This is a genomic window from Hymenobacter miniatus (assembly GCF_016427455.1).
Taxonomy (GTDB): Bacteria; Bacteroidota; Bacteroidia; order Cytophagales; family Hymenobacteraceae; genus Hymenobacter; species Hymenobacter armeniacus.
Map to the genome: position 1 here is coordinate 1 of NZ_JAELXR010000022.1, position 25,025 is coordinate 25,025.

Sequence of the window (25,025 nt, forward strand, 5' to 3'; positions counted from 1 at the left end):
CATTGTGCTACTGCCTGCCTTAGTGAACAGGATGTGCAGATGATGGCCCGCTGTATCAGCATTGACCGCGACTGCGCCGACATCTGCGCCATTACCGCCCGCTTTGTGGCCCGCGGCTCCGAGCACGACCAGCACCTGCTGAGCGAGTGCGCCGAAATCTGCAAAGCCTGAGGCGACGAGTGCGAAAAGCACGTCTCTCATATGCAGCATAGCAAGGAGTGCACCGAAGCGTGCTGCCGCTGCGAGCAAACCTGCCGTCAGGGCATTAGCACAGCCGCCTAAAGAATTCAACAGTGGAGAAGGCCAGTCTGCGTAAGGTGGACTGGCCTTTTTGGCGTTTATAAGTGGTTAAATCATGTAAGCTGCCAGTGCAATTCTGTACTCGCGTTGATGCACCCGCCGGCACTTTTGAGCGTTATCTACTTGAAACCGACCCGCTCGGCGGGCCTTACTTCTCCTCTTCAAGAAAACCCTTCGGTTTAAGACCACTATCAATTGCGGCGGCATCAAGGCCGTTATGCCAACCCTCAACCAGTAGGCCGGTACCGGCAACTGGCAGGTGGACACGGCCAACCCCGGCAAGATTCTCACCGTCAACTCCGACCAGCTCTTGCCCGAGTAAGTAGTGCAGGCAGTCGAAAACGCTGGCTTCAAGATTCAGGCAGCCTAAGTACCTGATCTGCATCCTCATAAAACGCCCTGTTCTGCTGGGCGTTTTTGCTGTTCATGGGTTTTGTTATGCGATTAGGACAAAATCTCTGTGTCGAGCGCATAATCACCTAATTATTGTCTTAATGCATTGTATAACAGACTTATGTCTAATACAGTAGTAAAAGGCCTAACATAAACATTCGTTTTCGCTGGTCTCTTCCGTTTGACTTGTTGGGTGTGTGAAATCCGCTTTTTTCGATGCATTTACGACACGTTAGTTTATCGCTGGCGAATAGATGAGATAGTCGAGGATTTGGAGGTTTTCTCCTATTTGTTTAACAACACCCTAGGAGGAAACCAATTCATAGGCCAAGCAGTATTTAGATAAGCAAAAAATTATTTTTAGGGTATCCTAAAAATAGTACCTTGCATCCGTATTCTTCCTGTTCGTCATGTCCCTCCTCGTAGCTTCTACGGCCCCGCAATCTGAAATAGACAGCCTGACGGCGCCCGAATCCGGCTGGCGCAAGCCACGCACGGCCCCTTCTCTGCGGGAAGTGTTCGGCACCATCAAGGTGCCACCGGCCAGTGCCTCGTTCTGGCGCAAGCTATTTGCCTTCTGGGGGCCGGGCCTGATGGTGGCTGTGGGCTACATGGACCCCGGCAACTGGGCCACCGACCTGGCCGGCGGCTCGCGCTACGGCTACACCCTGCTCTCGGTCATTCTGATTTCCAACCTGTTTGCCATGCTGCTCCAGCACCTGGCCGCCAAGCTGGGCATCGTATCGGGACGCGACCTGGCGCAGGCCTGCCGCGACCATTACTCGAAGCCCGTGTCCATGGTGCTCTGGGTGCTGTGCGAGGTGGCCATTGCGGCCTGCGATTTGGCCGAAGTCATCGGCTCGGCTATTGCCCTGAACCTGCTCTTTGGCATGCCGCTCACTTGGGGCGTGGTGTTGACGGTGCTCGATGTGCTGGTCGTGCTCTACTTCCAGAACAAAGGCTTCCGAGTGATTGAGAGCATCGTGGCCGGCCTCATCGTCATCATCTTCGGGTGCTTTGTGTACGAAATCATCGTGTCGCATCCGGACTACTTCGCCATGCTTGGTGGGCTGGTGCCCCGGCCCGAGGTGGTGACCAACCCGCAGATGCTCTACATCGCCATCGGCATCCTGGGCGCCACGGTGATGCCGCACAACCTGTACCTGCACTCGAGCATCGTGCAAACTCGGCAGATTGAGCAGACCGAGCCGGGCAAGCGCATGGCCATCAAGTTCGCCACCATAGACTCCACGGTAGCGCTGTTCCTGGCGTTTTTCGTGAATGCGGCCATTCTGGTGACAGCCGCCGCGACCTTCCACAAAACGGGCATGTACAACGTGGCCGACATCAACGACGCGCATAAGCTGCTCACGCCCGTGCTTGGGGCCGGGGCGGCCAGCATGCTGTTCGCCGTGGCTCTGCTGGCGGCCGGGCAAAACTCCACCCTGACCGGCACCCTGGCCGGGCAGATTGTGATGGAGGGCTTTCTCAACATCCGGCTCAAACCCTGGCTACGCCGCCTGCTGACCCGCAGCATTGCCGTGGTGCCGGCCCTGATTGTCATCCTGCTGTACGGGGAAAAAGGCGCCGGCCAGCTACTGGTGCTGAGCCAGGTAATCCTGTCCTTTCAGCTCAGTTTCGCGGTAGTGCCGCTGGTACTATTCACCAGCAGCCGGGCCAAAATGGGCGTGTTCGCCAACGGGCCCATCGTCAAGACCATTGCCTGGCTGGTGTCGGGCGTCATCATTGGCCTGAACGTCTACCTCTTGTTTCAGACCTTCTTCCAGTAAGCCGCCGCTCTATTCTTTCCGAATACCACCTGGGCTACGCGCCCGGGCAGCCCCTTCCTTGCCTTTTAAATCCCGATTTGCCATGCGCTTTTTTCCACTTTTCGCCCTGGCCCTCGCCCTGAGCAGCGCGGCCCCGGCGCTGGGCCAGGGAGCAACCGGACTGCCCGCCCCTGAGCCGGGGAGCGTCGATACACTACGGGCCCGCAAACGAGTATATACCCTGTTCAGGCCGGTACCCACGGCCCTGATGCGGCCGCTGAGCACGGACCGGCCCGATGCCACGGAGAGTGCGTACTCCGTCGATGCGGGGCATTTTCAGGTAGAAACCGACGTACTGCGGCTGGGCCGGTCCCGCTTTGAGGAGCAGACCACTCAGCAGGAGTTGGCCATCAACCACGCCAACCTGAAGCTGGGCCTTAGCCACAACGTGGACCTGCAGATAGTGGTGGAATCGTACACCATCCAAACCGAGGGCAGCACCGAAACCGGGACCCGGCGTGCGGGCTTTGGGGACATCACCGTGCGGCTCAAGCGCAACCTGTGGGGCAACGACGGCGGCGCGACGGCCTTTGCCCTGATGCCGTTTGTGAAACTCCCCACCGGCCGCAACTGCGGCAACGGGGCCTGGGAGGGCGGCATCGTCACGCCGTTTTCCGTCCAGCTGCCCCACGACTTCACGCTCGGCACTCAGTTTCAGGCCACGCTGAACCGGGACAGCGAAGCCGCGGAGCATTTCCTGGAGCTGGCACCCACCATCACCATCGGCCACGACCTGTATAAGACCCTGGGCGGATTCGTGGAAATTGCCTCGGCCTGGGACACCCGGGCGACGACCTGGACAGCCACCCTCAACGGCGGCCCCACCCTGCGCCTCGGCGACAACCTGCAGCTGGATACGGGCATCAACCTAGCTTTGACCAAGGATACGGAAACCACCTACTTTATGGGCTTCAGCTTCCGGCGTTAAGACTGGCGCTGAAGCCCATTTCGCCTTGCGCTATGGAAATCTATCATCCCCGCGTCAGCGAAGCCCAACAGATCCTGGCCGCGCTGGGGCTGCCACCGCCGCTGACCACGAAGCTGGCCGGACTTACCCTGCTGGCCCTAGCCGATGTGGGACCGGACACGCCGTGGGTTCGGGCGAGCAATCCGAGCAAAGGCATGTCGCGGGGCATCCGTGACTTCATGCGCTCCGCCTACGGCTGGGCTGATGCGTCGACCGAGCACACGTTTCTGCTCCTGCGCAATCAAGTGCTGTTACCGCTTGTAGCCACGGGCCTGGTGCTGCGCAACCCCGACAACCCCGCGCTCTGTCCGACCAGTCCCCTGCTGCATTTTGCCCTAAGGGCGGACGTGCTGCCCCTGCTGCGCGCCTACGGCACCCGGCACTGGGCCGCGGCGGTGTGCAGCTTTGGACAAGCGGGTAAAGCGTCCCCGGCTACGAATCGCTCAGCGGGGGCCGCTGGCCGCCTGGTCCAGCAATAACTCAATCAGTTGCAGCAGGATGTGAATCACTTTCACGTGCACTTCCTGAATGCGGTCGGCGTACCCGGTATGCGGCACCCGGATTTCCACGTGGGCCAGCGCCGCCAGTGGGCCGCCGTCTTTACCCGTCAGGGCCACCACCTGCATGCCGGCGGCGCGGGCGGCTTCGGCCGCGCGCAGCACGTTGGGCGAGTGGCCGCTGGTGCTGATAGCCAGCAGCACGTCGCCGGGCCGGCCCAAGGCCTGCACGTAGCGGCTGAACACGAATTCGAAGCCATAGTCGTTGGCCACGCAGCTCAGGTGGGAGGCTTCGGTCAGGGCTATGGCCGCCAGGGCCGGGCGGTCCTGGCGGTAGCGGCCGGTAAGCTCCTCAGCGAAGTGCTGAGCGTCGCAGAGGCTGCCGCCGTTGCCGCAGCTTAGGATTTTGCCCCCCGAGCCCAGGCAGGTGCTCATCAGGCGGGCGGCCTGCTCGATGCGGGCAAGGTTGTCGGCGTCGGCCAGAAATCGGTCAAGCACGTCACGGGCTTCCGTGAGTTCAGCGTGAATGAGGGCAGTGAGCATAGCAGAGGGGTAACGTGGCGGGGCTGGCCCAGCTAACGGGCTGCTCCTGCCATGGTTGCTGCTCCGATGGTTATCTACCCTACCTCAACCCTACGGTCTTTCTCTCGTGTAAAGAAGATAACCACTTACATTTTCGATGCGGTCACTGTCACTTGCGGTATATATCCCCATGGCATCCTTGCTGCTCCCGTTTTCTTCCGCCAGGTTGCCCGGCGGGGTAGGGGGCGCCGCCGATTCCAGCCTGCGCGATGCACCCACGGAAGCGGGGGTTTTGCTTACCATGCGCACGTTTCGCCAGGCCGTTGCCATCGGAGATTCCGCCGCCGCCGTGGCGGTCTTCACCCGCGCCGGCTGGCTCCTCGACCAAACGGAACCGTCCCCGAAGCGCCGCTTCGTTCACCTGGCCGGCTGCCGCGGCTGGTGCCGGCCCTCCCCTGCGCTGGGGCAGTATCAGGTAAGCGTGCTGCCCGGAACGGACACGGCCATGGTGGTGGAAACTTATTGCCGGGATACCCCTGTTTCTGCTCGCAGACGCCGGTTGCCGGCGCAGGGCTACACGGCTATTTCGGTCGTTGTTCGCCAGCACGACCAGTGGCTCATTAGCAGCCAAACCCTGTGCCGGACACTGGATGAATAAAACCAAATTACCCAAGGGTGTATCCTTATCGGCGTGGAATCCGTAGGTTTGCACCATCCTAGCCCCTGGAATGCGCTTCTTCTCCGTCTTCTTTGCTTGTTACCTGGCCCTGCTCGCCTGTCTGCCCTGCGTAGACCGCGAGCCGGTGCGCCCGAACAGCACGCAGACGGTTGTTAACGCCACTTCCCACGATGCTGCGTCCCACGCGGGCGTTGACTGGTGCACGCCGCTGTGCCAGTGCCACTGCTGCGCAGGCACCTCGCTGCCCACGGCGTTGCGTATTGCCCTGGCGGTGCCACCCAAGGCTTTTCATGCCTCCGGCCGGTATGCCCGGCTTCAGGCCCCGGCCGCCCGGCAGATGCCGGGCAGCATCTGGCAGCCCCCCCAAGCCTAGTTTCCTGTTTTCGGGTCCCCTGCGGGACTGAGCCCCGGTGCGGGGTTCAGTCTCGTTGACGCATGCGCACGTTCCGTGCCCTCGCCCCGGACCCCGCCGCCGTTGAGCCCCGCTGGGCTCCGGTCGCCCCCTTCCCAGGATTTCTAGTCTTACCCCCCAGTCATCATGCTGAATAAGCTGATCTATTTTTCCATACACAACAAGCTCATCATCGGGCTGCTGACCCTGGCGCTCATTGCCTGGGGCGGCTACTCGCTCTACCGCCTCCCCATCGACGCGGTGCCTGATATCACCAATAACCAGGTCGTGGTCTACACCGTGGCCCCTTCGCTGGCCGCCAACGACATTGAGCGGCTGGTGTCCTTTCCCATCGAGCAGAGCGTGGCCACCATTCCCGGTGAGGACAACGTGCGCTCCTTTTCCCGCTTTGGCCTCTCGGTGGTCACCATCGTCTTTGAGGACGGCATTGACATCTACTGGGCCCGCCAGCAGGTAGCCGAGCGGCTGCGAGAGGCCGAAAGCCAGATTCCAGCCGGCGTGGGCCGCCCGGAAATGTCGCCGGTGTCCACCGGCCTGGGCGAGATTTACCAGTACCTGGTGCGCGCCAAGCCCGGCTACGAGAAGAAGTACGACGCCCGCGAGCTGCGCACGATTCAGGACTGGATAGTGCGCCGCCAGCTGCTGGGTACGCCCGGCGTGGCTGATGTTTCGTCTTTCGGTGGCCTGCTCAAGCAGTACGAGGTGTCGCTGGACCCCGAACGTCTGCGCTCGCTGAACATCACCGTGGACGAGGTCTACCAGGCCGTCTCGCGCAACAACCAGAACACCGGCGGGGCTTACCTGGATAAAAACCCCACGGCTTACGCTATCCGCACTGAGGGCCTGGTAACTACCCCGCAGGACATCGGCAACATCGTGGTGCGCAACACGTCCACGGGCCTGCCCATCCTGGTGCGTGACGTGGCCAACATCCGCCTGGGCTCGGCTGTGCGCTACGGGGCCATGACCCGCAACAACGAGGGCGAAGTGACCGGCGGCATCGTGCTCATGCTCAAGGGCGCCAACGCCAACGAAGTCATCAAGGCCGTGAAAGAGCGCATGAAGACGGTGGAGAAATCCCTGCCCGAAGGCGTAGCCGTGGACGTGTACCTGGACCGCTCCGATTTGGTGGGCCGGGCCATCTACACGGTCACCAAGAACCTGATTGAGGGCGCGCTGATTGTGATTTTCGTACTCGTGCTGTTTCTGGGCAACCTGCGCGCGGGCCTGGTCGTGGCCTCGGTCATTCCGCTGGCCATGCTCTTTGCCATTGCCATGATGCAGCTCTTCGGCGTATCGGGCAACCTGCTCTCGCTCGGAGCCATCGACTTTGGCCTGGTCGTGGACGGGGCTGTGATTATCGTCGAGGGCATCATTCACCGCCTCCACTCGGGCCACACCAAGGCCCACGGCAAGGGCGGCCTGCTCACGCAGCGGCAGATGGATGACGAGACCTACGAGGCCGCCGCCGGCATCCGCGACTCGGCGGGCTTTCCCGAAGTCATCATCCTGATTGTGTACCTGCCCCTGCTGGCCCTGGCCGGCATCGAGGGCAAGATGTTCAAGCCGATGGCCCAAACCGTGGCCTTCGCCATCATCGGGGCCCTGATTCTATCCCTGACCTACGTGCCGATGATGGCCGCGCTGGGGCTAAGCCGCAACACGACCCCTAAGCGCACGTTCTCCGACAAGATGATGAGCTGGCTGGAAGCCCGCTACCGACCGATGATTAGCTGGGCGCTGCGCCGCAAGGCCGTGGTGCTGGCCACCTCGGTGGCCCTGCTCGTGGGCACGGTGCTCTTGTTCCGCACGCTGGGTGGTGAGTTTATCCCGCAGCTCTCGGAAGGGGACTTCGCCATCGAGATGCGTACGCTCACGGGCTCGTCGCTGAGCTACACCATTGAAAAAGCCAACCAGGCGGGGGGAATCCTGAAAAAACAGTTTCCCGAGGTCAAGGAAGTGGTCGCCAAGATTGGCTCGGCCGAGATTCCCACCGACCCCATGCCGGTGGAAGCGGCCGACGTGATGGTAACCCTAAAAGACCCTAAGGAGTGGACCTCGGCCAAGACCCAGCCCGAGCTGGCCGAGAAGATGGCCGAAGCCCTGAGCGTGATTCCCGGCGTCACCTTCGGTTTTCAGCAGCCCATCCAGATGCGCTTCAACGAGCTCATTTCGGGGGCCAAGCAGGACGTAGTGCTCAAGATTTACGGCGAGGACCTCGACCAGCTGGCCGACTACGCCGCCCGCACCGCCACGCTCGTGCGGCAGGTGCAGGGCGCGGAGGATATTTACGTGGAGCAGGTAACCGGCCTGCCGCAGATTGTGGTCAAGATTGACCGCAACAAGCTGGCCCAGTTCGGCCTGAATGTGGAAGACGTGAACCACACCGTGCAGACGGCCTTTGCCGGCCAGACAGCCGGCCAGGTGTTCGAGCAGGAGCGCCGCTTCGATTTGGTGCTGCGCCTGCCCCCGGCCCTGCGCAAGGACATTACCAGCGTGCGCCAGCTCTTCATCGCCACCCCGCGCGGCGAGCAGATTCCGTTGGAGCAGCTCGCCGACGTAAGCTTGGTGGAAGGCCCTAACCAGATTCAGCGTGATGATGCCAAGCGCCGCATCACGGTGGCCTTCAACGTGCGGGGCCGCGACGTGGAAAGCGTGGTAGAAGAGCTGCAGGGCAAGGTAGACCAGCAGCTCAAGCTGGCGCCCGGCTACTACACCACCTACGGCGGGCAGTTCGAGAACCTGCGCGAAGCCTCGCAGCGCCTGAGCATTGCCGTGCCGGTGGCGCTGCTGCTGATCTTCGCCCTGCTCTTCTTCACCTTCCGTTCCATGCTGCAGGCGACGATGATTTTCACGGCCATTCCGCTTTCAGCCATCGGCGGGGTGCTCTCGCTCTGGCTGCGCGACATGCCTTTCAGCATCTCGGCCGGAGTAGGCTTTATTGCCCTCTTCGGTGTGGCCGTGCTCAACGGCGTGGTACTCATCGGCTATTTCAACCAACTCAAAAAAGAAGGCGTGACGGACTTAACAGAACGGATTCTGCAGGGTACGGCCACCCGGCTACGCCCCGTGCTGATGACGGCCACGGTGGCCTCGCTCGGCTTTTTGCCCATGGCCCTGGCCACCTCGGCGGGGGCCGAAGTGCAGCGCCCCCTGGCCACCGTCGTCATCGGGGGCCTGGTGACGGCTACGCTGCTCACCCTGCTGGTGCTGCCTATTCTCTACGCCCTGGTGGAAAGCCGGGCAACGAAAACGGCTGATGACGAAGAGGAAATGCACGATGACGCCCCCACGGGCGCAACGGGCACGACGCCAACTTCTCCCGTGGTAGCGGGGGCCCTTGCCCTGTTGCTGCTGGCTTTGCCCTTCACGGGCCGTGCCCAGCAGCCGCAGTTGTCCGTGGGCGGGGCGCCGTTCACGGCCCAACAGGCCGTAACCCAGGCCCTACAAGCCAACGGCACCGTGCAGGTGGCGCAACGCTCGCTCGAAGCCCAGCAGGCCCTGCGCCGCACGGCTACCGACCTGGGCCGCACCACCATCGGCGTCACCTACGGGCAGTACAACACCTACCGCAAGGACAACCAGTTCAACCTCAGCCAGACCTTCTCGCTGCCGGGCGTGTACCGCAGCCAGGCCCGGCTGCTGGATGCGCAGGTAGGCGGGCAGCAGTTCCAGCTGGCCCAGGTGCAGGCCGACCTGCGGCGGCAGGTGCGCCTGAATTACGAGCAGGCCGTATACGCCCGGCACCGCCTCAAGGTGCTGCGCGGGCAGGACAGCCTCTACACCGAGTTTCTGCGGGCCGCGAACCTGCGCTTCAAAACCGGGGAAGTGGCCCGACTCGAACCGGCCACGGCCCTGGTGCAGCAGGGCGAAACCCAGGCCCTGATTCGCCAGGCCCGCACGGGCTACCAGGTGGCCCAGCGCCAGCTACAAGCCCTGCTGCAACAGGCGCAGGTAGTGGACGTGGCAGACAGTCTGTTGCGTCCCCTGGAACCCGTGGTGCTGCCTGCCCTGGGCGACACGGCCCGCCTGGCCCAAAACCCGGATGCCCAGGTGCTGCGCCAGCTCATTGCCCAGCGCCAGGCGGCTACCCGCGCCGAGCAGGCCCAGGGGTTGCCCAATGTTACGCTCGGCTACTTCAACCAGTCCCTGATTGGCCCGCAGACCATCGGCGGGGTGGGTGGTCCGGAGCGTGACTACTCGGGCAGTGACCGGTTTCAGGGCGTGCAGGGCTCCGTGGGCATTCCCATCCTGCGCGGCCCGCAGAAAAGCCGGGTGCAGGCCGCCCGCCTGCAGGAGCAGGTGGCCACGGCCTCGTACCGGCGGCAGCTGGCCGAGCTGGCCGGCCGGCAGGACGAGCTGGTGGCCCGCCACGCCGAGCAGCAGCAGCGCCTGAGCTTCTACCAGCAAACGGCTCTGCCCCAGGCCGATGTGATTGTGCGCCTGAGCACCCGGGCCTTCAAGGCCGGCGAAACCGGCTACAGCGAGTACCTGCTCAACCTGGAGCGGGCCCTGGGCTTGCGCACGGCCTACCTGGAAGTACTGCTGGAGCACAATCAGACTGTCATTGAGCTGGACTACCTGCTTAACAGCGCGGCCCAGTAACCTTCTTATTTCTTGATTTCCTGAATTTTCTCCATGAAGAATATTGCATTCGTGGCGCTGTTTGGCCTGACCCTGGCCAGCTGCGGCACCGATAAAAAAGAAGGCGCTTCCGCCGAGGCCACCACCGAAACGCCTGCCGTCGCCACGGCAGCTGGTCAGCCCGCGGCCGAAGGAGCGAAAGAGGCCACCGAAGCGGAGCCCACCGAAACTACCCTTTCACCGGAAGAGCAGCGCACGGCCGGCATCCGCCTGGGCAAGGTGCAGGACCGGGTGCTCAGCGGCGGGCTCAAGGTCAACGGTACGCTGGACGCGCCGCCCGAAAACGCGGTAGCCGTCAGCGCCCTGCTCGGCGGCATCGTGGAGCGCACCACCCTGCTGCAGGGCTCGCAGGTGCGGGCCGGGCAGGTGCTGGCCACCATCCGCAACCCCGAGTTTCTGGACTTGCAGCAGAAGTACCTGGAAACGAGCAGCCAGCTCGAATACGCCCGTTCCGAGTATGCCCGGCAGGAAGAGCTCTACCGGCAGGAAGTAGCCCCGCAGAAAAACTTCCAGCGGGCCCGCGCCGAGTACCGGGCCCTGCAGGCCCAGGTGGCCGCTCAGGCCGCCCGGCTGCGCCTGGCCGGCCTGCCAGTAGGCGGCAAGCTCACCACCACGGCCCCGGTGAAGGCCCCGCGCGGCGGCTTCCTGAAAACGGTGAACGCCAGTGCCGGCCAGAGCGTGACGGCGACCGACGTGCTGTTTGAAATTATCGACCCCGGCCACCTGGACGTGGTGCTGAACGTGTTCGAGAAGGACGCGCCCCAGCTGCGCAACGGGCAGGTGGTGCGCTACACCCTGGCCAATGACTCGGCCGGGGCCGACCACCAGGCTAAAATCTACCTCATTGGCCGCACCGTGGGCGAAGACCGCACCGTGCGCGTGTACGCCCACCTGCGCCACGAGGACGCCAGCCGCCTGCCTGGCACCTACGTGCGGGCCGTTATCGAAACCAACTCGGCCACCGTGCCGGCCCTGCCCGACAAGGCCCTGGTGCAGTTTGGGGGCAAAGACTACATTTTCGTGGCCGGCGACAAGTCCACGGCGAAGGGTGAAACCAGCTACCGCATGGTGGCCGTGGAAACCGGCGTGAGCGAAAACGGCTACACCCAGGTTACGCTGCCGGAAGGATTGACAGCGGCAAATGCCGCCATTGTTACCGAGGGCGCGTATTCCCTGCTGGCCAAGCTTAAAAACGCCGAAGAAGAGGAATAGCCATTCCTAAGGCTTGTGCCACGTTAACCCCATCTGTATGCTCATCCTGAAACCACTAGCCGTATTCTTTTTGGCGGGCCTCTGCGAAATCGGGGGCGGCTACCTGATGTGGCAGTGGCTCAAGTCCGGGCGACCGGGGTGGACGGGACTGGCTGGGGCACTGCTGCTGGCCCTCTACGGCTGGGTAGCCACCTGGCAGCCTACATCGTTTGGCAAAACCTACGCCGTATACGGGGCCGTTTTCATTGTCATGTCCATTGCCTGGGCCGCTTACTTCGACGGTTTCCGGCCCGACCGGTATGACGTGTTTGGTGGGACCATTATCCTGCTGGGCATTGCCGTCGTTCTTTTCTGGCCCCGCCCGTAATTGCTGCCCATGATTCAGTTACTCACCGGTGCCTTACTGCTTAGTCTGCTCCACGCCGCGATTCCCAACCATTGGGCGCCGGTGCTGGCCGTGGCGCGGGCAGAGCACTGGCCCTTGCGGCGGGCGGTGGGCGTAACGCTGGTGGCCGGCTTGGCCCACGTGCTGAGCACGGTGCTACTGGGCCTGGGGCTGGGCCTGCTGGGCTGGCGCCTGTCGGCGGCCTTCTCGCAGTTTGCCGGCGTCGCGGCCCCGGCCCTGCTGGTGGTCATTGGCCTGCTCTACGCCTTTTCCGGGGCGGGCCATACCCATCCCGACCCGGAACCCGTGCCCGTACGGCCCCGGGGCCGGGTAGTGCTGGGGCTGGCGGCGACGATGTTTCTGGCTCCCTGCCTGGAAATTCAGACGTTTTTCCTGACCGCCGGCACGCGCGGTCCGCTGGCCCTGGCCCTGGTCATGGGCACTTACCTGGTGGTGTCCGTGGGGGCCATGAGCACGCTGGTCGCCGTGGGCCACACCGGCCTTCGCCGCCTGAACCTGACGGGCCTGGCCCGCCACGAGCGCCGCTTTACCGGGGCAGTACTCGTGCTGGTAGGCGTGGCGGGTTTTTTTGTCGACTGGTAGGCCTGAGCCGCCCCGGTCTACTTCTTTCACGCTCCTATTTCTTTTCTTATGCCTGACCCAACCTCCCCCAACACCGACGAAGAGCTCAACACGGCCAAGCAGGCCAAGCTCGAAAACGTGGGCGCCCTCAGCCGCGACCAGCTCACCCCCGAGGCCGCCGCTGAGCCTGAGGGCCACGACGTGCCGGGCCACGACCACGCCGAACACGACCACACGGGCCACAACCACCCGGCGGGTAAGAAGGTAGTGGACCTGGGCGGTAAAGGAGCCGACGAGCACGCCGGCCACGACCACGGCAGCGGCGACGACCACGACCATGGCCCGGCCGGTGACAACCCTTACCTCTGGCCCGGCGTCAGCTTCGCGCTGCTGCTGGCCGGCATCGCGCTGGACTATTATAAGGTGGGCTTCTTCACCGGCTACGTGCGTCTGGGCTGGTATGGCATCGCCTTTTTGCTGGTCGGCTGGAAAGTCATCCGCTCGGCCGTGCAGAGCATTCCCTCGGGCAACATTTTTAACGAGTTCCTGCTCATGAGCATTGCCACGCTCGGGGCCTTTGCCATCGGCGAGTACCCCGAAGGCGTAGCCGTGATGCTGTTCTACACCGTGGGCGAGCTGTTCCAGGATGCGGCCGTGAACCGGGCCAAGCGCAGCATCAAGGCCCTGCTGGAGATTCAGGCTACCGAGGTCACGGTTATCCGCAACGGGCAGACGGTGGTGCTCGACCCCAAAGAAGTGGTCGTGGGCGACACCATCGAGGTGAAGCCAGGCGAGAAAGTGGCCCTGGACGGTACTCTTACCAAAGGTCCGGCCTCCTTTAACACGGCTGCCCTCACCGGTGAGTCGGTGCCCCAGACCAAGCAAACCGGCGAGCCGGTATTGGCGGGCATGGTCAACCTGGAAAGCCTGATTCAGGTGGCGGTAACAGCTAATTATAAGGACACCAAGCTGGCCAAAATTCTGGCCATGGTACAGGACGCGGTGGGCCGCAAGGCCAAAACCCAGCAGTTCATCACCAAGTTTGCCAAGGTCTACACGCCCATTGTCGTCCTGCTGGCCGTGCTGCTGGTAGCGGTGCCCTACTTCGTGGTCGATGACTACGTGTTCCGCAACTGGCTGTACCGGGCGCTGGTATTCCTGGTCATCTCCTGTCCTTGCGCGCTGGTCATCAGCATTCCGCTGGGCTACTTCGGCGGCATCGGGGCGGCCTCCAAAGCGGGTATCCTGTTTAAGGGCTCCAACTTCCTGGACGTGATGCGCGAGTTGGACACGGTGGTGATGGACAAGACGGGCACACTCACCCAGGGCATCTTCGCTGTGCAGCAGGTGCAGCCCGCCGCGGGTTTAGATGCCCCACAGCTGCTACGGCTGGTGGGCGCGCTGGAAACCAAGTCCACCCACCCCATCGCCAAGGCCGTGGTGCTCCACGTGGGTGCCGCCGCGACGGGTGTGTCAGTGGAGAACGTCGAGGAAATCTCGGGCCACGGTCTGCGCGGCCGGGTGGACGGCCGCGACGTGCTGGCCGGCAACACCAAGCTACTGACCAAGTTCAGCGTGGCCTACCCGGCCGAGGTCGACCAGGTTCTGGATAGCATCGTGGTGGCCGCCGTCGATGGCAAATACGCCGGTTACCTCACCGTAGCCGATGCTCCCAAAGAAGACGCGGCCCGCACGGTGCAGGAGCTGCGCGCCGATGGCATCACCAAAATTGTGATGCTCTCGGGGGATAAAGACAGCATCGTGCAGCGCGTGGCCAAGGAGCTCGGCATCGACGAGGCCCATGGCGGGCTGCTGCCCGAAGACAAGGCCCGCTATGTGCAGGAGTACAAGGACGCGGGCCGTAAGCTGGCCTTCGTGGGCGATGGGGTCAACGATGCGCCGGTAGTAGCCCTGGCTGACGTAGGCATTGCCATGGGCGGCCTGGGCTCAGACGCTACTATTGAAACGGCCGACGTCGTCATCCAGACCGACCACCCGAGTAAAATTGCCACCGCCCGGCGCATTGCCCGCGCTACCCACCGGGTGGTGTGGCAGAACATCTGGCTGGCCTTTATTGTCAAGGGCGTCGTGTTGGCCCTGGGTGCCGGCGGCCTGGCCACGATGTGGGAAGCCGTATTTGCCGACGTGGGCGTGGCCCTACTGGCCATCCTCAACGCCGTGCGCATCCAGCGCATGGACTATGCTACGCCGGGCACCGGTACGCCGCCGGCCGCTGCTGCCGTCCCACTGGCCGAAGAGAACGTGTCGGTAGTTGAGCCCATGCCCCGCGAATTGCGCGATGGGCCGCATCATCCTAGCGGCCCATCAACGTGAGCGGCGCCCACGGCATGAGCGGCAGTGCCGCCTCGCGCAACAAGCGTGCCCTGACCATTGTCTTTTTCACCACACTAGCCTACCTGGTGGCTGAGGTCGTGGGCGGCTGGTGGACCGGCAGTCTGGCCCTTCTGGCCGACGCAGGCCACATGCTCACTGACGTGGCCGGGGTGGGCCTGGCCCTGCTGGCCATTCGCTTCGGCGAGAAGCCCGCCACCCCCGGGCGCACCTTCGGCTACTACCGCTTCGAGATTCTGGCCGCCCTCACCAACGCGGTGGTACTGATTCTGATTTCGATTTACATCCTCTACGAGGCGTATTTTCGGTTTCTGAACCCGCCTAAGGTAGAAAGCACCACCATGATGTGGGTTGCCGGCGTGGGCATGGTCGTGAACCTCTATGGCGTGTACCTGCTGCGCAAAAGCTCGGGCGAAAGCCTGAACATGAAAGGCGCCTACTTCGAGGTACTGAGCGACCTGCTCACGTCCGTGGGCGTGCTCATTGCCGGGGTTATCATGCTCACCACCAATTGGTACTACGCCGACCCGTTGCTCTCGGCCGGCATCGGCCTGTTCATCCTGCCCCGCACCTGGGCCCTGCTCAAGGAGTCGGTGAACGTACTGCTGGAAGGCACTCCGGCCGACGTGAACCTGGAAGCTATGCGCCAGGGGCTGCTGCAGGTACCCGGCGTGGCCGCCGTCCACGACCTGCACGCCTGGGTGCTTACCTCGGGCGTCAACGCGCTGAGCGTTCACGTGGTGCTCACCGACGAGGCCCGGCACGAGGATGTGCTCACCCGCACCCACGACTACCTCACGACCAAACACCCCATTCAGCACGCCACGATTCAGGTTGAGCGCGGCGACTTTGCCCAACACGAAACCCACCTTTAATCCCTTTAGCCCCTCATTCTTTCCCATGACCACCTACGACGTCATCATCATCGGCTCCGGCCCGGGCGGCTACATTGCCGCCGTGCGCTGCGGCCAGCTGGGCCTGAAAACCGCCATCATCGAGAAGTACCCCACTCTGGGCGGAACCTGCCTCAACGTGGGCTGCATTCCTTCCAAGGCGGTGCTTGAATCTACTGAGCTGTATCAAAAGGCCACCCACCAGTTCGCCGAGCACGGCATCGACGCCGACAACCTGCGCGCCGACCTGCCCCGCATGATGGCGCGCAAGGACCAGGTGGTGAAAAGAGTATGCGACGGGGTGGTGTTCCTGATGAAGAAAAACAAGGTGGACGTTATTCACGGCGTGGCCTCGTTTGTGGATGCGACTACCGTGCGGGTGCAGCCCGGCGAAGGGGGCAGTGGGGAAGAGCAGCAATTGACAGCCAAAAACATCATCATCGCCACCGGCTCCAAGCCCAGCACCCTGCCTTTCATCACCCTGGACAAGGAGCGCATCATTACCAGCACCGAGGCGCTTGCGCTCCGCGAGCTGCCCAAGCACCTCATTATTGTGGGCGGGGGCGTCATCGGCCTGGAGCTGGGCTCGGTGTACGCCCGGCTGGGCAGCAAGGTATCGGTGGTGGAATACACCGACGCCATCATCCCGACCATGGACCGTACCCTGGGCAAGGAGCTGCTGCGCTCGCTCAAGAAGCAGGGCCTGGAGTTCTACCTCTCCCACAAGGTGACGGCCGTGGAGCGCACCGGTGATACAGTAAAGCTCACTGCCCAGGGCGGGCCAAGTGCCGAGCTGCAGTTGGAGGGCGACTACTGTCTGGTGTCGGTGGGCCGCCGGCCTTACACCGACGGGCTGAACCTGGCCGCGGCCGGCGTAGAACTGGATGAGAAGGGGCGGGTGAAGGTGAACGACGACCTGCAAACCACCGTGCCGGGCATCTGGGCCTTAGGCGACGTGGTGCGCGGGGCCATGCTGGCCCACAAGGCCTCCGACGAAGGCGTGTACGTGGCCGAGCTCATTGCCGGCAAGGCGCCGGAAGTCAATTACCTGCTTATTCCGGGCGTGGTCTACACCTGGCCCGAAGTGGCTGGCGTGGGCTACACCGAAGAGCAGCTCAAAGAGCAGGGCAAGGCCTACAAGGTGGGCTCGTTTCCGTACTCCGCCTCGGGACGGGCACTGGCCGGGGCCGACACGGAAGGACTGGTGAAGGTGCTTACCGACGCGCAAACCGACGAGATTCTGGGCGTACACATGATTGGCGCGCGCATTGCCGACATCATCGCCGAGGCCGTGGGCATCATGCATTTCCGTGGCGCGGCCGAAGACGTGGGCCTGATGTCACACGCCCACCCTACGTATGCCGAAGCCTTCAAGGAAGCCTGCCTGAACGCGGCCGGCATCGGGGCTCTTAACATGTAATGCGTATGTTACCAGCCATCTTACTTGCCGTGACGCCGGACGTAACACCCTCCTGGACTCAGGTGCTGCTCTACGCCCTGGTGCCTGCCGCCGTTATGGTGGCAGGGGCCGTGATTGCCATTATCCGCCCGCCGGGCCCCGCCATTCGCAGCGCCATTCTACACTTCGCGGCCGGGGTAGTCTTCTCCGTCGTGGCTGTTGAGCTGCTGCCCGATATCGTGGCCCGGCACCGGCCCCTGGAAGTAGGGCTGGGCTTCGCCATTGGCGTGGGGGTCATGCTGGCCCTGCGCTCGCTGACGCGCAAGGCAGCAGAAAAGGAAAAAGCCGTACCTACGCCTTCGCTGCCGCCCGGCGTGCTGTGGGCGTCGCAAGCCGAACCGAACCCCACCCCGGCGCCTGGAGCGTTACCCATGGGCCTGCTCACGGGCGTTGGCATCGACATTCTCATCGACGGACTGCTGCTGGGCATCGGCTTCGCGGCCGGGGCCGAGGAAGGGATGCTGCTGGCCATCGCCCTCACCATCGAAGTACTGTCGCTGGGCCTGGCCACGGCCGTGGAGCTGCGGCAGGAGGGTCAAACCAAAACCCGCACCGTGAGCATCGTGGCTGCCCTCTCGGCCCTGTTGGTTTTGGGTGCCGGCATCGGCATTACGGTGCTGAAAGGGGCCTCCGACAACGTGATGGAGCTAGTCCTCTCCTTTGGGCTGGCCGCGCTGCTGTTTCTGGTAACCGAAGAATTGCTGACCGAAGCGCATGAGGAGCCGGAGTCACCCTGGCTGACTTCCACGTTTTTCCTCGGCTTCCTGGTGTTTCTCATCTTGGGCATGCTCGTGTAGAGCCATCCTAATTTAACATTATCCATGACCTCCCATAAGCTTCTGATTGAGCTCACGCTGGTGCCGGCGGGCCGGCACCTTGCCTTTTCCAAAGAAATGCTGGAGAAGGTGCACGTCTACCGCCGGGTGGTGGCCGAAGGCGACGGCTGGCAGCAGGTGGCAACGAACGCCCGCTCCCCCTTCATCGACACGGAGCCCTTTGCGGCCGGCACCACCCTGGAATACCACGTGCAGCACTTCACCCAGCAGGACACGTTCGAGGGCCACAGCAACATTGTGCGTACCACCCTGAATTGAGGCTTTTCTGGCCTGTCTTGCTTCTGTAAGTAAGGTCCTAGACATTCAGCTGCTTAACAGGACCTATCATGTTACTACACCGTCTGTTTTTGGGCTTAGGTGCATTACAGCTGCTCGCCGCCTGCCGAGAGCCGAGCCAGGAAGTACCTCATACAGCTGATTTGCATCAAACCCAGCCCTCTCCCGTACCGGCAGAAAAAGGTGTGGTGAGCCCGCGAGGTGTGCCAGTGGCTTCTGCGTTAGAAGTAGTACGACAAACGCACCAACGCCTGCGCAGCCTCACGGCTTCGGGCAACGTTGACCATGACATGGCCTCGCTGCTGCAGGAACACTACCGCGGAACACTTCAATTGGTGGCGCTGGAGCTGCGCACCGGTCGAGATCCGGTCCTGCGGGCGCTGGCGGATACGCTACGGCGTGAGCGGCAACGGGAGGAAGTCGCATTAGGTACGTTGGCCGGGCGCACTCACGGCAATGCCTCCGAAGAGGCTAACCTCTACTATCAGGAGTTCACCCGTGACCAACAGGCTGCACTGGACTCGGCAGCGCGCTATCCGCCTGCCGTTACCGGTAACCCGGATGCGGACTTTGCCGCCGGCCTGACAGCGCATCTGCAACTCGGGCTGCTGTTGGCTGAGGATGGTATTGCCCACGGCAGCGACCCATCCCTGATTGCCTTTGCCCACCGCTTTGTGCACGACCAACGCTTGCATTTACACCAGGTGCAAGCGTGGTCATCGACTCATACCACCCCTTCTCACTAAGAACCCCATGCGCTTTACGGACAAGATATGCCTGGTGAGCGGTAGGCGCCAGCCTTGGGCGTGCCGCCTGCCGGCTACTGGCCTGCTGAGGCAGCACCATGGTGTTCCTGGACCGGGATGCCGCTACGGCTGCCGAAACCGTAGCCCTGCTTGAAAAAAGCCGGCGGCCACGCTTTCCACCCTCCTCATCTCTTATTCCCCCGCGTATGAGTGCGTTCATGTTTGCCACCGGCATTGAAAACAGCTACCCCACCATCAAGCTCCCCGACGGCACCACGCACCGAGTGGACGAGTTGGCCAAAACCGGTCATTATGAGCGGTGGCGCGAAGACTTCGCCCTGGTCAAGGAAATGGGCATCGAGTTTCTGCGCTACGGCCCGCAGTACTACCGCGTGCACCTGGGGCCGAACCAGTACGATTGGGCCTTTACCGACGAGACGTTTGCCCATCTGAAAGAGCTGGGCATCACGCCGCTTGTGGATCTGCTGCACTTCGGCCTGCCCGACTGGCTGGGCAACTTTCAGAACCCGGAATTCCCGGAGCACTTCGCTGCCTACGCCGGGGCCTTTGCCGCGCGCTTTCCGGATCTTCAGTTCTACACGCCCATCAACGAAATCTTCGTCACGGTCATGTTTTCGGCCCAGTACGGCTGGTGGAATGAGTGCCTGGCCAGCGACCAGGCCTTTGTGACGGCCCTCAAGCACGTGTGCCGTGCGGGCGTGCTGGCCATGCAGGCCATTCTGGCCGTGCAGCCGGGTGCCACCTTTATTCAGAGTGAGTCGGCCGAGTACTTCCATCCCGAAACGCCGGCCGCGCGGCCCCTGGCCAACTTCCTCAACCAAAAGCGCTTTTTGAGCCTGGACCTGACCTACGGCTACCCCGTGAGCGTGGCGATGTACGAGTACCTGCTCAAAAACGGCATGACCGACGAAGAGTACCACTGGTTTGATGACCAGAATATCAAGGCCAAGTGCATCATGGGGACGGACTACTACCGCACCAACGAGCGCATGGTACGCGCCGACGGCAGCACCTACCCGGCCGGCGACGTGTTTGGCTATTACGTCATTGCCAAGCAGTACTACGACCGCTACCGCATGCCGCTGATGCACACGGAAACCAATATGTGGGAGCCTGATTCGGTGGGCTGGCTCTGGCGGCAGTGGGCCAATGCCTACCGCCTCAAGCAGGACGGCATTCCCCTGGTAGGCTTTACGTGGTACTCCCTGCTCGATCAGGTGGATTGGGATACGGCCCTGCGCGAAAACAACGGCCGCGTAAACCCGCTGGGCCTCTACGACCTGGACCGCAAGATGCGGCCCGTGGGCCGGGCCTACCAGCGGCTCATTGCCCAGTGGAAAGACGTGCTGGTGGACGAGAGCTACGGCGTGCACATCAACTACTAAGTTTTTCTTTTGAAGTGCCCGGCTTTCTGGTCGGCAATCCCCTGGCCCATGCCACAAGCCCGCTTCCTTCCCCATCGCCACCTGCTGCTACACCTGCTTAACCTCACGGCCCGCCAACGCCTGCTTGCCGCGGCGGCCGTCGCGGGGGTAGGGTGGGCGCTGCTACCCGGTACCATATTACCGGCCACACGGCTGGTGGCGGCCTGGGATTTGTTCTGCCTGAGCATCCTGGCCTTGATCTGGGCCGGCACCCACCAGGCTGACGCGGCCCACATCCGCCGGCTGGCCAACCGCCAGGACCCGGGCCGGACCTGGGCCTTTGTGGCGGTGCTGGTGGGTAGCGCCGCCTCTCTGGGAGCCGTGGTGCTGCTGCTCAGCAACCTGCCTTCCCTTAGCCAGCGCGAGGCCGCCTATCACGTGCTGCTTTCCGCCGGGGCCGTGGTGGGAGCCTGGCTGCTGGTGCATTCCGTGTTTGCCCTGCGCTACGCCCACGTGTACTTCAGCGAGGACACCACTACCGACCCGCCCGATAACCTGGGTGGGCTGGACTTTCCGGGCGCGCCCCCAGCCTCGTACTGGGACTTTGCCTATTTCGCTTTCGTGGTGGGCTCCACCGCCCAGACCGCCGACGTGGCTGTATCCTCCACCCGTATGCGGCGCCTGGTGATGCTGCACGGCCTGCTGGCTTTTGCCTTCAACACCAGCATCGTGGCGCTGACCATCAACCTGCTGGCCGGGCTCTTGTAACGCGCCGGTTGCTTCACCCCTATCCTGTTTGCATGTACGTTCAAAAGCACATCCACTGGCGCGTCATCTGGAACTACTCCTGGAAAGACCTGCTGATATTTATCGTGTATGATTTGACGCTGGCCGTGCTTCACGGCCCGCTGAAGATGACCTGGCTGGACATTCCGTGGCAGCTGGTGAGCATTCTCGGGGTGGCCGTGTCGTTTTACGTGGGCTTTAAAAACAGTAGCTCCTACAACCGCTTCTCGGAGGCCCGCCAGCTGTGGGGCGGCATCGTTAACCGCAGCCGCAACTGGACCATGCTGGTGCTGGCCAACACCCGGCCGGCCGGCCAGGTGCCCCGCACGCCCGAGCGCGTGGCCTATCAGCGCCAACTGGTGTACCGGCAGATTGCCTGGGCCAATGCCCTGCGCCTGCATCTGCGCCGCCAAACCAAAGAGCAGTGGGACAAGGCCGTGGCCCCGTTCCTGGACCCGGCCGAATCCGCCTACCTGCGCACGACGGTGAACCCGCCTGCCCAGCTGCTGCTGCGGCAAAGCCAGGCCCTGCAGGACGCCGACGGCCTGTTCGATGACCTGCAACGCTACACCCTGATCGAAGACCTGCGCGAGCTGACCAACCTGCAGGGCGGCAGCGAGCGCATCAAAAATACGCCGTTTCCGCGCCAGTATGCCTTTTCCAGCGTAGTGTTCGTATGGCTGTTTATCGCGTTGCTGCCCCTGGGCATCCAGGGGGAGTTCGAGAAGCTGGGCCACGGCCACTACTGGCTCACGGTGCCTTTTGCGGTGCTCGTCTCCTGGGTATTCGTCACCATCGAGCTGGTGGGCCACATCAGCGAGGACCCGTTCGAGAACCGCATGAACGACGTGCCGCTGACTGCCCTGTGCCGCAGCATCGAAATCGACCTGCGCCAGATGCTGGGTGAAACCGAGCTGCCGGCCCCTAAGCAGCCCGTAGATGGAGTGTTGTATTAATCGAGCCCATCAAACAATACTTTAGGCTAGGGGCTCATCGTCTGCTCCCCGGGTTCGGCATGGGGCTGGGCAGTAGCCAACCTATCTTGCGCACAACCGTTTCTATTGCTCTACCACTTAACCCCACTACCCATGGCTGACCACCCTGAAGAGCACCAGAAAATCATCGAGGCCCACGAAAAGGCCGCGCATTACTTTCAGCACGCGCTGCAAAACCACCGGGCCGCGGCCGAGCACCTGAAAAAAGGCGACCACGAAAAGGCGGCCCATCATGGTTACACCGCCTACGGCTTTGCTTCCCACGCGCAGAAGCACGCCGAGGAAGCAGCCCTGCACCACTCGCATGAACATGGCCACAACGAGCCCCTGCACGCCCACGAGCAGCCGGGGGCCGGTCAGTAAATCGGCTACAAAAAGCCCGCCTTGGAAAAGGCGGGCTTTTTTGGCTTAAACGGCAGCCATCGGCTTTTGGTGGCCCCCTTGCGTACTTGCACCATGCGCTATAGCTTGCTCTCCCTTACTTTTTTTATTGTCCTTGGTCTGCTTGCTCTGGGTGGCTGCGATTCCAAACCAGTGCCCCAGGCCACGAAGTCCGCGCCGGTCCTGCCCCCGGCGCATGGCGACATACGCGAGCCACTCACGCACGCCGATGCCCCGAGCGACCCCAATACGCCGCGCCGCATTGTCGCCGCCCTGCGCGAGGGCGTGCTGGACAATAACCCCGTTGAAAACCCCGACCACATCTTCACTCATTTGCTGGAAGTCTACCATCACAGTGGATTGGACTTGGCGCAAGCGCAGCTCCGGGAAGGGAAAGACCCTCAGCTACGCTTGGTGGCCGATACCTTACGCCACCGCAGCCAGCGCAACCTGACGCAGCTTAGCAAGCTCGACTTAGATCAGCACAGCCCCGGAGCCGACTTTCGGGCCACTGCCCCCACTCGGGCCCGGGCACTACAGCAGGTCCTGCAGCGAGTTCGGCGCACCCTTGCGACCCCGGTTAAGGACAGCAGTCCGGACCAGGAATTCGCCGCCTTTCTGGGCCTTTATTACCAAAGCGGGCTGTTGCTCGCGCGAACCCAGCTACGCTACGGCCGGGAAGCCAAGCAAAAAGCCCTGGCCAAGCAATGGGCGGCGGCCCAGCAGCAGGAGTGGCAGGCTGTTAAAGCCTGGCAACAGGCGGCAGATACGACGCGCTAGCTTCGAGCCTGCTCAGGATTCTCAGTCCGAACAAGCTCGCGCAATTTGCTGCTCACCCCTGGGGTGCAGGAGCCATGAAACGCAAAGGTCCAACCGCGTGTTCAGGCGGTATGTGTGAACACCATAAACCGGCGCAGAAGCTGCAACGCATGGGCATCTATCTGGCAGTAGGCATATTAGTACTACTGGGGCAGCTCTACGGCCAGTAACATCCGGGGTTCCTCCGGGTCCGCGTGATGCCTTACAGCCGAGTCAGCACAATGAATTTCTGAGCTGGCAGCCACCCCATGAACCGGGCACTGACCCCATTTTGCGGGTTGGAATGGGGCTGCACCGTCAGCTTGGGCCATAGGCCCAACCACTGATTTTTCCAGCTAACGGCTACTTCAGGCCCCGGAGTGAGCGCCTGGGCGTGCTCTTTCATGTGGGCAAAGACTTCGGGCGCTAGCCGGGCAGTGACTTGGTAGAGCCGAAAGGATGGCTTTTCAAAGGTTGCCGTGAGCTGAAAGCCCGCGCCCTGCAGGATAAGGTAGGTGCGGCCCAGTTGCTCAGGCACCAGGCGGGAAGCCTGAATAAATGGCTTCAGCCGGCTAGCGACTAGGGGCTGTGGCATGTCTTGAGCGAGTAGCAGTTCCAGCAGCAGGTCGAACAACTGGGCGGGCGGTTTTACTACGGCGTTTTTACTCACGCAGGCAGGGCTTAGGGATAACAAAGACCGTGGAGCTGGCCTGGCAAAACCAGGGCGAAGGAAAGCAGCAATCGGATACAGGGGTGGGCTAAAGATGGTGTGCTTTTTGGATAACGCCCACAAATGCTGCTTTCTTTTCCCGGTTGCTCATGAAAAACAACATCCGCTTTCTTCCCCATCTTCCGTTAAGCCACCGGGCCGTTCTTATCTTCCCTTTGCTGGCGACGTTATGGCTGGCAACGGCCTGTTCTGCGCCCATCAAGCCGGCAGCAACGGCCACTTCCCCGGTAACTGTCTCGTTACCGATGCGTGATTCAGTGGCCTCATCCGCGCCGGTGACTCCTGCCGGCCACGTCAGCACCTTCGATGAGCAGGTACGCCAGCAATACGTGGCCTTGGGCGCCGAGCAGCAGGGCTTGCGGCTCGCCGTATTCGAGCGGGCGCTGACCGGCTACCTGAACCTGCGCCAACAGGGCAAAGCCCCGGCGGGGCCGCCGCGTCTGGCCGTAATCGACTTCGATCTGCCCTCCACCGAAAAGCGTCTCTGGGTGCTGGACCTGGCCAAAAACCAGGTACTGTTTCGCACGTTGGTGGCGCACGGCAACAACTCGGGCGAGCGGGAGGCTACGCAGTTCTCAAACATGAACAACAGCCATATGAGCAGCCTGGGCTTCTATGTCACGGGGAGCACCTACGTGGGCAAGCACGGCCGCTCGCTACGGTTAACCGGCTTGGATGAAGGATTCAACTCTAACGCGGCGGCCCGCGCCATTGTGGTGCACGGAGCCGCCTACGTGAGCCAGTCCGTCATCAAGCAAACCGGCCGGCTCGGCCGGAGCCAGGGCTGCCCGGCCCTGCCCATGGACCTCTATGAGCCCATCATCAACACGCTGAAGAATGGCGCCGCGCTGTTCATCAACAAGTCGGACGCAGGCTATAACTCCCCGTATCTGGATGAGTTGGCGGCCAGCGAACTGTTGGGAAGGCTTTCGTCGTAGAAATAATCGCCGAAGAACCCGGCGCCCG

General features: G+C 62.7%; 25 protein-coding genes. 22 read left to right on the forward strand and 3 right to left on the reverse strand.

All coding sequences use genetic code 11. The features are described 5' to 3' along the window. On the forward strand, nt 1-171 hold a 171-nt coding region (locus tag JAO73_RS23170), incomplete at its 5' end, for a four-helix bundle copper-binding protein (protein ID WP_262896086.1). Between the two features lie 277 nt (nt 172-448). Here JAO73_RS23170 and JAO73_RS22160 read toward each other — a convergent pair. Further along, on the reverse strand, nt 449-691 hold the full coding sequence (locus JAO73_RS22160; protein ID WP_198979523.1) for a hypothetical protein: 243 nt from the start codon (nt 689-691) through the stop codon (nt 449-451). A gap of 412 nt (nt 692-1,103) precedes the next feature. Here JAO73_RS22160 and JAO73_RS22165 point away from each other — a divergent pair, with 412 nt between their 5' ends. The 3 genes from JAO73_RS22165 to JAO73_RS22175 all read left to right on the forward strand — a co-directional run bounded on the left by JAO73_RS22165 (nt 1,104) and on the right by JAO73_RS22175 (nt 3,968). Beyond that, nucleotides 1,104-2,483: an Nramp family divalent metal transporter gene (locus tag JAO73_RS22165; RefSeq protein ID WP_198979524.1), complete on the forward strand. Its 1,380-nt coding sequence runs from the start codon at nt 1,104-1,106 to the stop codon at nt 2,481-2,483. 82 nt (nt 2,484-2,565) lie between these two features. Next, complete coding sequence (locus JAO73_RS22170; protein ID WP_198979525.1) at nt 2,566-3,450, forward strand: transporter; 885 nt, start codon at nt 2,566-2,568, stop codon at nt 3,448-3,450. A gap of 32 nt (nt 3,451-3,482) precedes the next feature. After that, nucleotides 3,483-3,968: a hypothetical protein gene (locus JAO73_RS22175; protein ID WP_198979526.1), complete on the forward strand. Its 486-nt coding sequence runs from the start codon at nt 3,483-3,485 to the stop codon at nt 3,966-3,968. Here the strand turns inward: JAO73_RS22175 and lpcA are convergent. Continuing rightward, nucleotides 3,933-4,529, reverse strand: a complete 597-nt coding sequence (gene lpcA / locus JAO73_RS22180; RefSeq protein ID WP_198979527.1) for a D-sedoheptulose 7-phosphate isomerase — start codon at nt 4,527-4,529, stop codon at nt 3,933-3,935. The genes JAO73_RS22175 and lpcA overlap by 36 nt on opposite strands. 169 nt (nt 4,530-4,698) lie before the next feature. Between lpcA and JAO73_RS22185 the strand changes: the two genes are divergently transcribed. The 17 genes from JAO73_RS22185 to JAO73_RS22265 all read left to right on the forward strand — a co-directional run bounded on the left by JAO73_RS22185 (nt 4,699) and on the right by JAO73_RS22265 (nt 23,311). After that, complete coding sequence (locus JAO73_RS22185; protein ID WP_198979528.1) at nt 4,699-5,166, forward strand: hypothetical protein; 468 nt, start codon at nt 4,699-4,701, stop codon at nt 5,164-5,166. A gap of 70 nt (nt 5,167-5,236) precedes the next feature. Next, nucleotides 5,237-5,560, forward strand: coding sequence for a DUF6660 family protein (locus JAO73_RS22190; protein ID WP_198979529.1), 324 nt, complete (start codon nt 5,237-5,239; stop codon nt 5,558-5,560). A gap of 165 nt (nt 5,561-5,725) precedes the next feature. Continuing rightward, a complete protein-coding gene (locus JAO73_RS22195) occupies nt 5,726-10,204 on the forward strand; it encodes a CusA/CzcA family heavy metal efflux RND transporter (RefSeq protein WP_198979530.1) in 4,479 nt (1,492 codons plus the stop codon). A 33-nt stretch (nt 10,205-10,237) separates the two neighbouring features. Then, nucleotides 10,238-11,455: an efflux RND transporter periplasmic adaptor subunit gene (locus JAO73_RS22200; RefSeq protein WP_198979531.1), complete on the forward strand. Its 1,218-nt coding sequence runs from the start codon at nt 10,238-10,240 to the stop codon at nt 11,453-11,455. Nucleotides 11,456-11,492: 37 nt separating this feature from the next. Next, on the forward strand, nt 11,493-11,822 hold the full coding sequence (locus JAO73_RS22205) for a YnfA family protein (RefSeq protein ID WP_198979532.1): 330 nt from the start codon (nt 11,493-11,495) through the stop codon (nt 11,820-11,822). Nucleotides 11,823-11,831: 9 nt separating this feature from the next. Further along, entirely contained in the window at nt 11,832-12,443 is a 612-nt protein-coding gene (locus JAO73_RS22210; protein WP_198979533.1) for a hypothetical protein, read from the forward strand. Between the two features lie 48 nt (nt 12,444-12,491). Further along, nucleotides 12,492-14,756: a heavy metal translocating P-type ATPase gene (locus JAO73_RS22215; RefSeq protein ID WP_198979534.1), complete on the forward strand. Its 2,265-nt coding sequence runs from the start codon at nt 12,492-12,494 to the stop codon at nt 14,754-14,756. Next, nucleotides 14,753-15,649 (forward strand): cation diffusion facilitator family transporter, encoded by an 897-nt coding sequence (locus JAO73_RS22220; protein ID WP_198979535.1) that lies wholly within the window; start codon nt 14,753-14,755, stop codon nt 15,647-15,649. The genes JAO73_RS22215 and JAO73_RS22220 overlap by 4 nt, the downstream gene beginning before the upstream one ends. A gap of 25 nt (nt 15,650-15,674) precedes the next feature. Next, a complete protein-coding gene (gene lpdA / locus JAO73_RS22225) occupies nt 15,675-17,087 on the forward strand; it encodes a dihydrolipoyl dehydrogenase (RefSeq protein WP_198979536.1) in 1,413 nt (470 codons plus the stop codon). A gap of 5 nt (nt 17,088-17,092) precedes the next feature. Beyond that, nucleotides 17,093-17,923 (forward strand): ZIP family metal transporter, encoded by an 831-nt coding sequence (locus JAO73_RS22230; RefSeq protein ID WP_233169358.1) that lies wholly within the window; start codon nt 17,093-17,095, stop codon nt 17,921-17,923. Nucleotides 17,924-17,947: 24 nt separating this feature from the next. Beyond that, a complete protein-coding gene (locus tag JAO73_RS22235; RefSeq protein WP_198979537.1) occupies nt 17,948-18,220 on the forward strand; it encodes a hypothetical protein in 273 nt (90 codons plus the stop codon). Between the two features lie 68 nt (nt 18,221-18,288). After that, nucleotides 18,289-18,984, forward strand: a complete 696-nt coding sequence (locus JAO73_RS22240) for a DUF305 domain-containing protein (RefSeq protein WP_198979538.1) — start codon at nt 18,289-18,291, stop codon at nt 18,982-18,984. Between the two features lie 206 nt (nt 18,985-19,190). Next, nucleotides 19,191-20,390, forward strand: a complete 1,200-nt coding sequence (locus JAO73_RS22245) for a family 1 glycosylhydrolase (protein ID WP_198979539.1) — start codon at nt 19,191-19,193, stop codon at nt 20,388-20,390. A gap of 48 nt (nt 20,391-20,438) precedes the next feature. Continuing rightward, nucleotides 20,439-21,137, forward strand: a complete 699-nt coding sequence (locus JAO73_RS22250) for a DUF1345 domain-containing protein (RefSeq protein ID WP_198979540.1) — start codon at nt 20,439-20,441, stop codon at nt 21,135-21,137. Between the two features lie 32 nt (nt 21,138-21,169). After that, a complete protein-coding gene (locus JAO73_RS22255; RefSeq protein ID WP_198979541.1) occupies nt 21,170-22,111 on the forward strand; it encodes a bestrophin family protein in 942 nt (313 codons plus the stop codon). Between the two features lie 132 nt (nt 22,112-22,243). Next, nucleotides 22,244-22,513 (forward strand): hypothetical protein, encoded by a 270-nt coding sequence (locus JAO73_RS22260; protein WP_198979542.1) that lies wholly within the window; start codon nt 22,244-22,246, stop codon nt 22,511-22,513. Nucleotides 22,514-22,606: 93 nt separating this feature from the next. Then, nucleotides 22,607-23,311 (forward strand): DUF305 domain-containing protein, encoded by a 705-nt coding sequence (locus JAO73_RS22265; RefSeq protein ID WP_198979543.1) that lies wholly within the window; start codon nt 22,607-22,609, stop codon nt 23,309-23,311. Between the two features lie 241 nt (nt 23,312-23,552). Here JAO73_RS22265 and JAO73_RS22270 read toward each other — a convergent pair whose 3' ends face one another. Continuing rightward, entirely contained in the window at nt 23,553-23,999 is a 447-nt protein-coding gene (locus tag JAO73_RS22270; protein WP_198979544.1) for a hypothetical protein, read from the reverse strand. Between the two features lie 305 nt (nt 24,000-24,304). On the opposite strand from JAO73_RS22270, the gene JAO73_RS22275 reads away from it, so the two are divergent. Beyond that, nucleotides 24,305-24,997 carry a murein L,D-transpeptidase catalytic domain family protein gene (locus JAO73_RS22275; protein WP_198979545.1) on the forward strand — a complete coding sequence of 231 codons (693 nt, stop codon included), beginning with the start codon at nt 24,305-24,307 and terminating at the stop codon, nt 24,995-24,997. Nucleotides 24,998-25,025 lie beyond the last annotated feature (28 nt).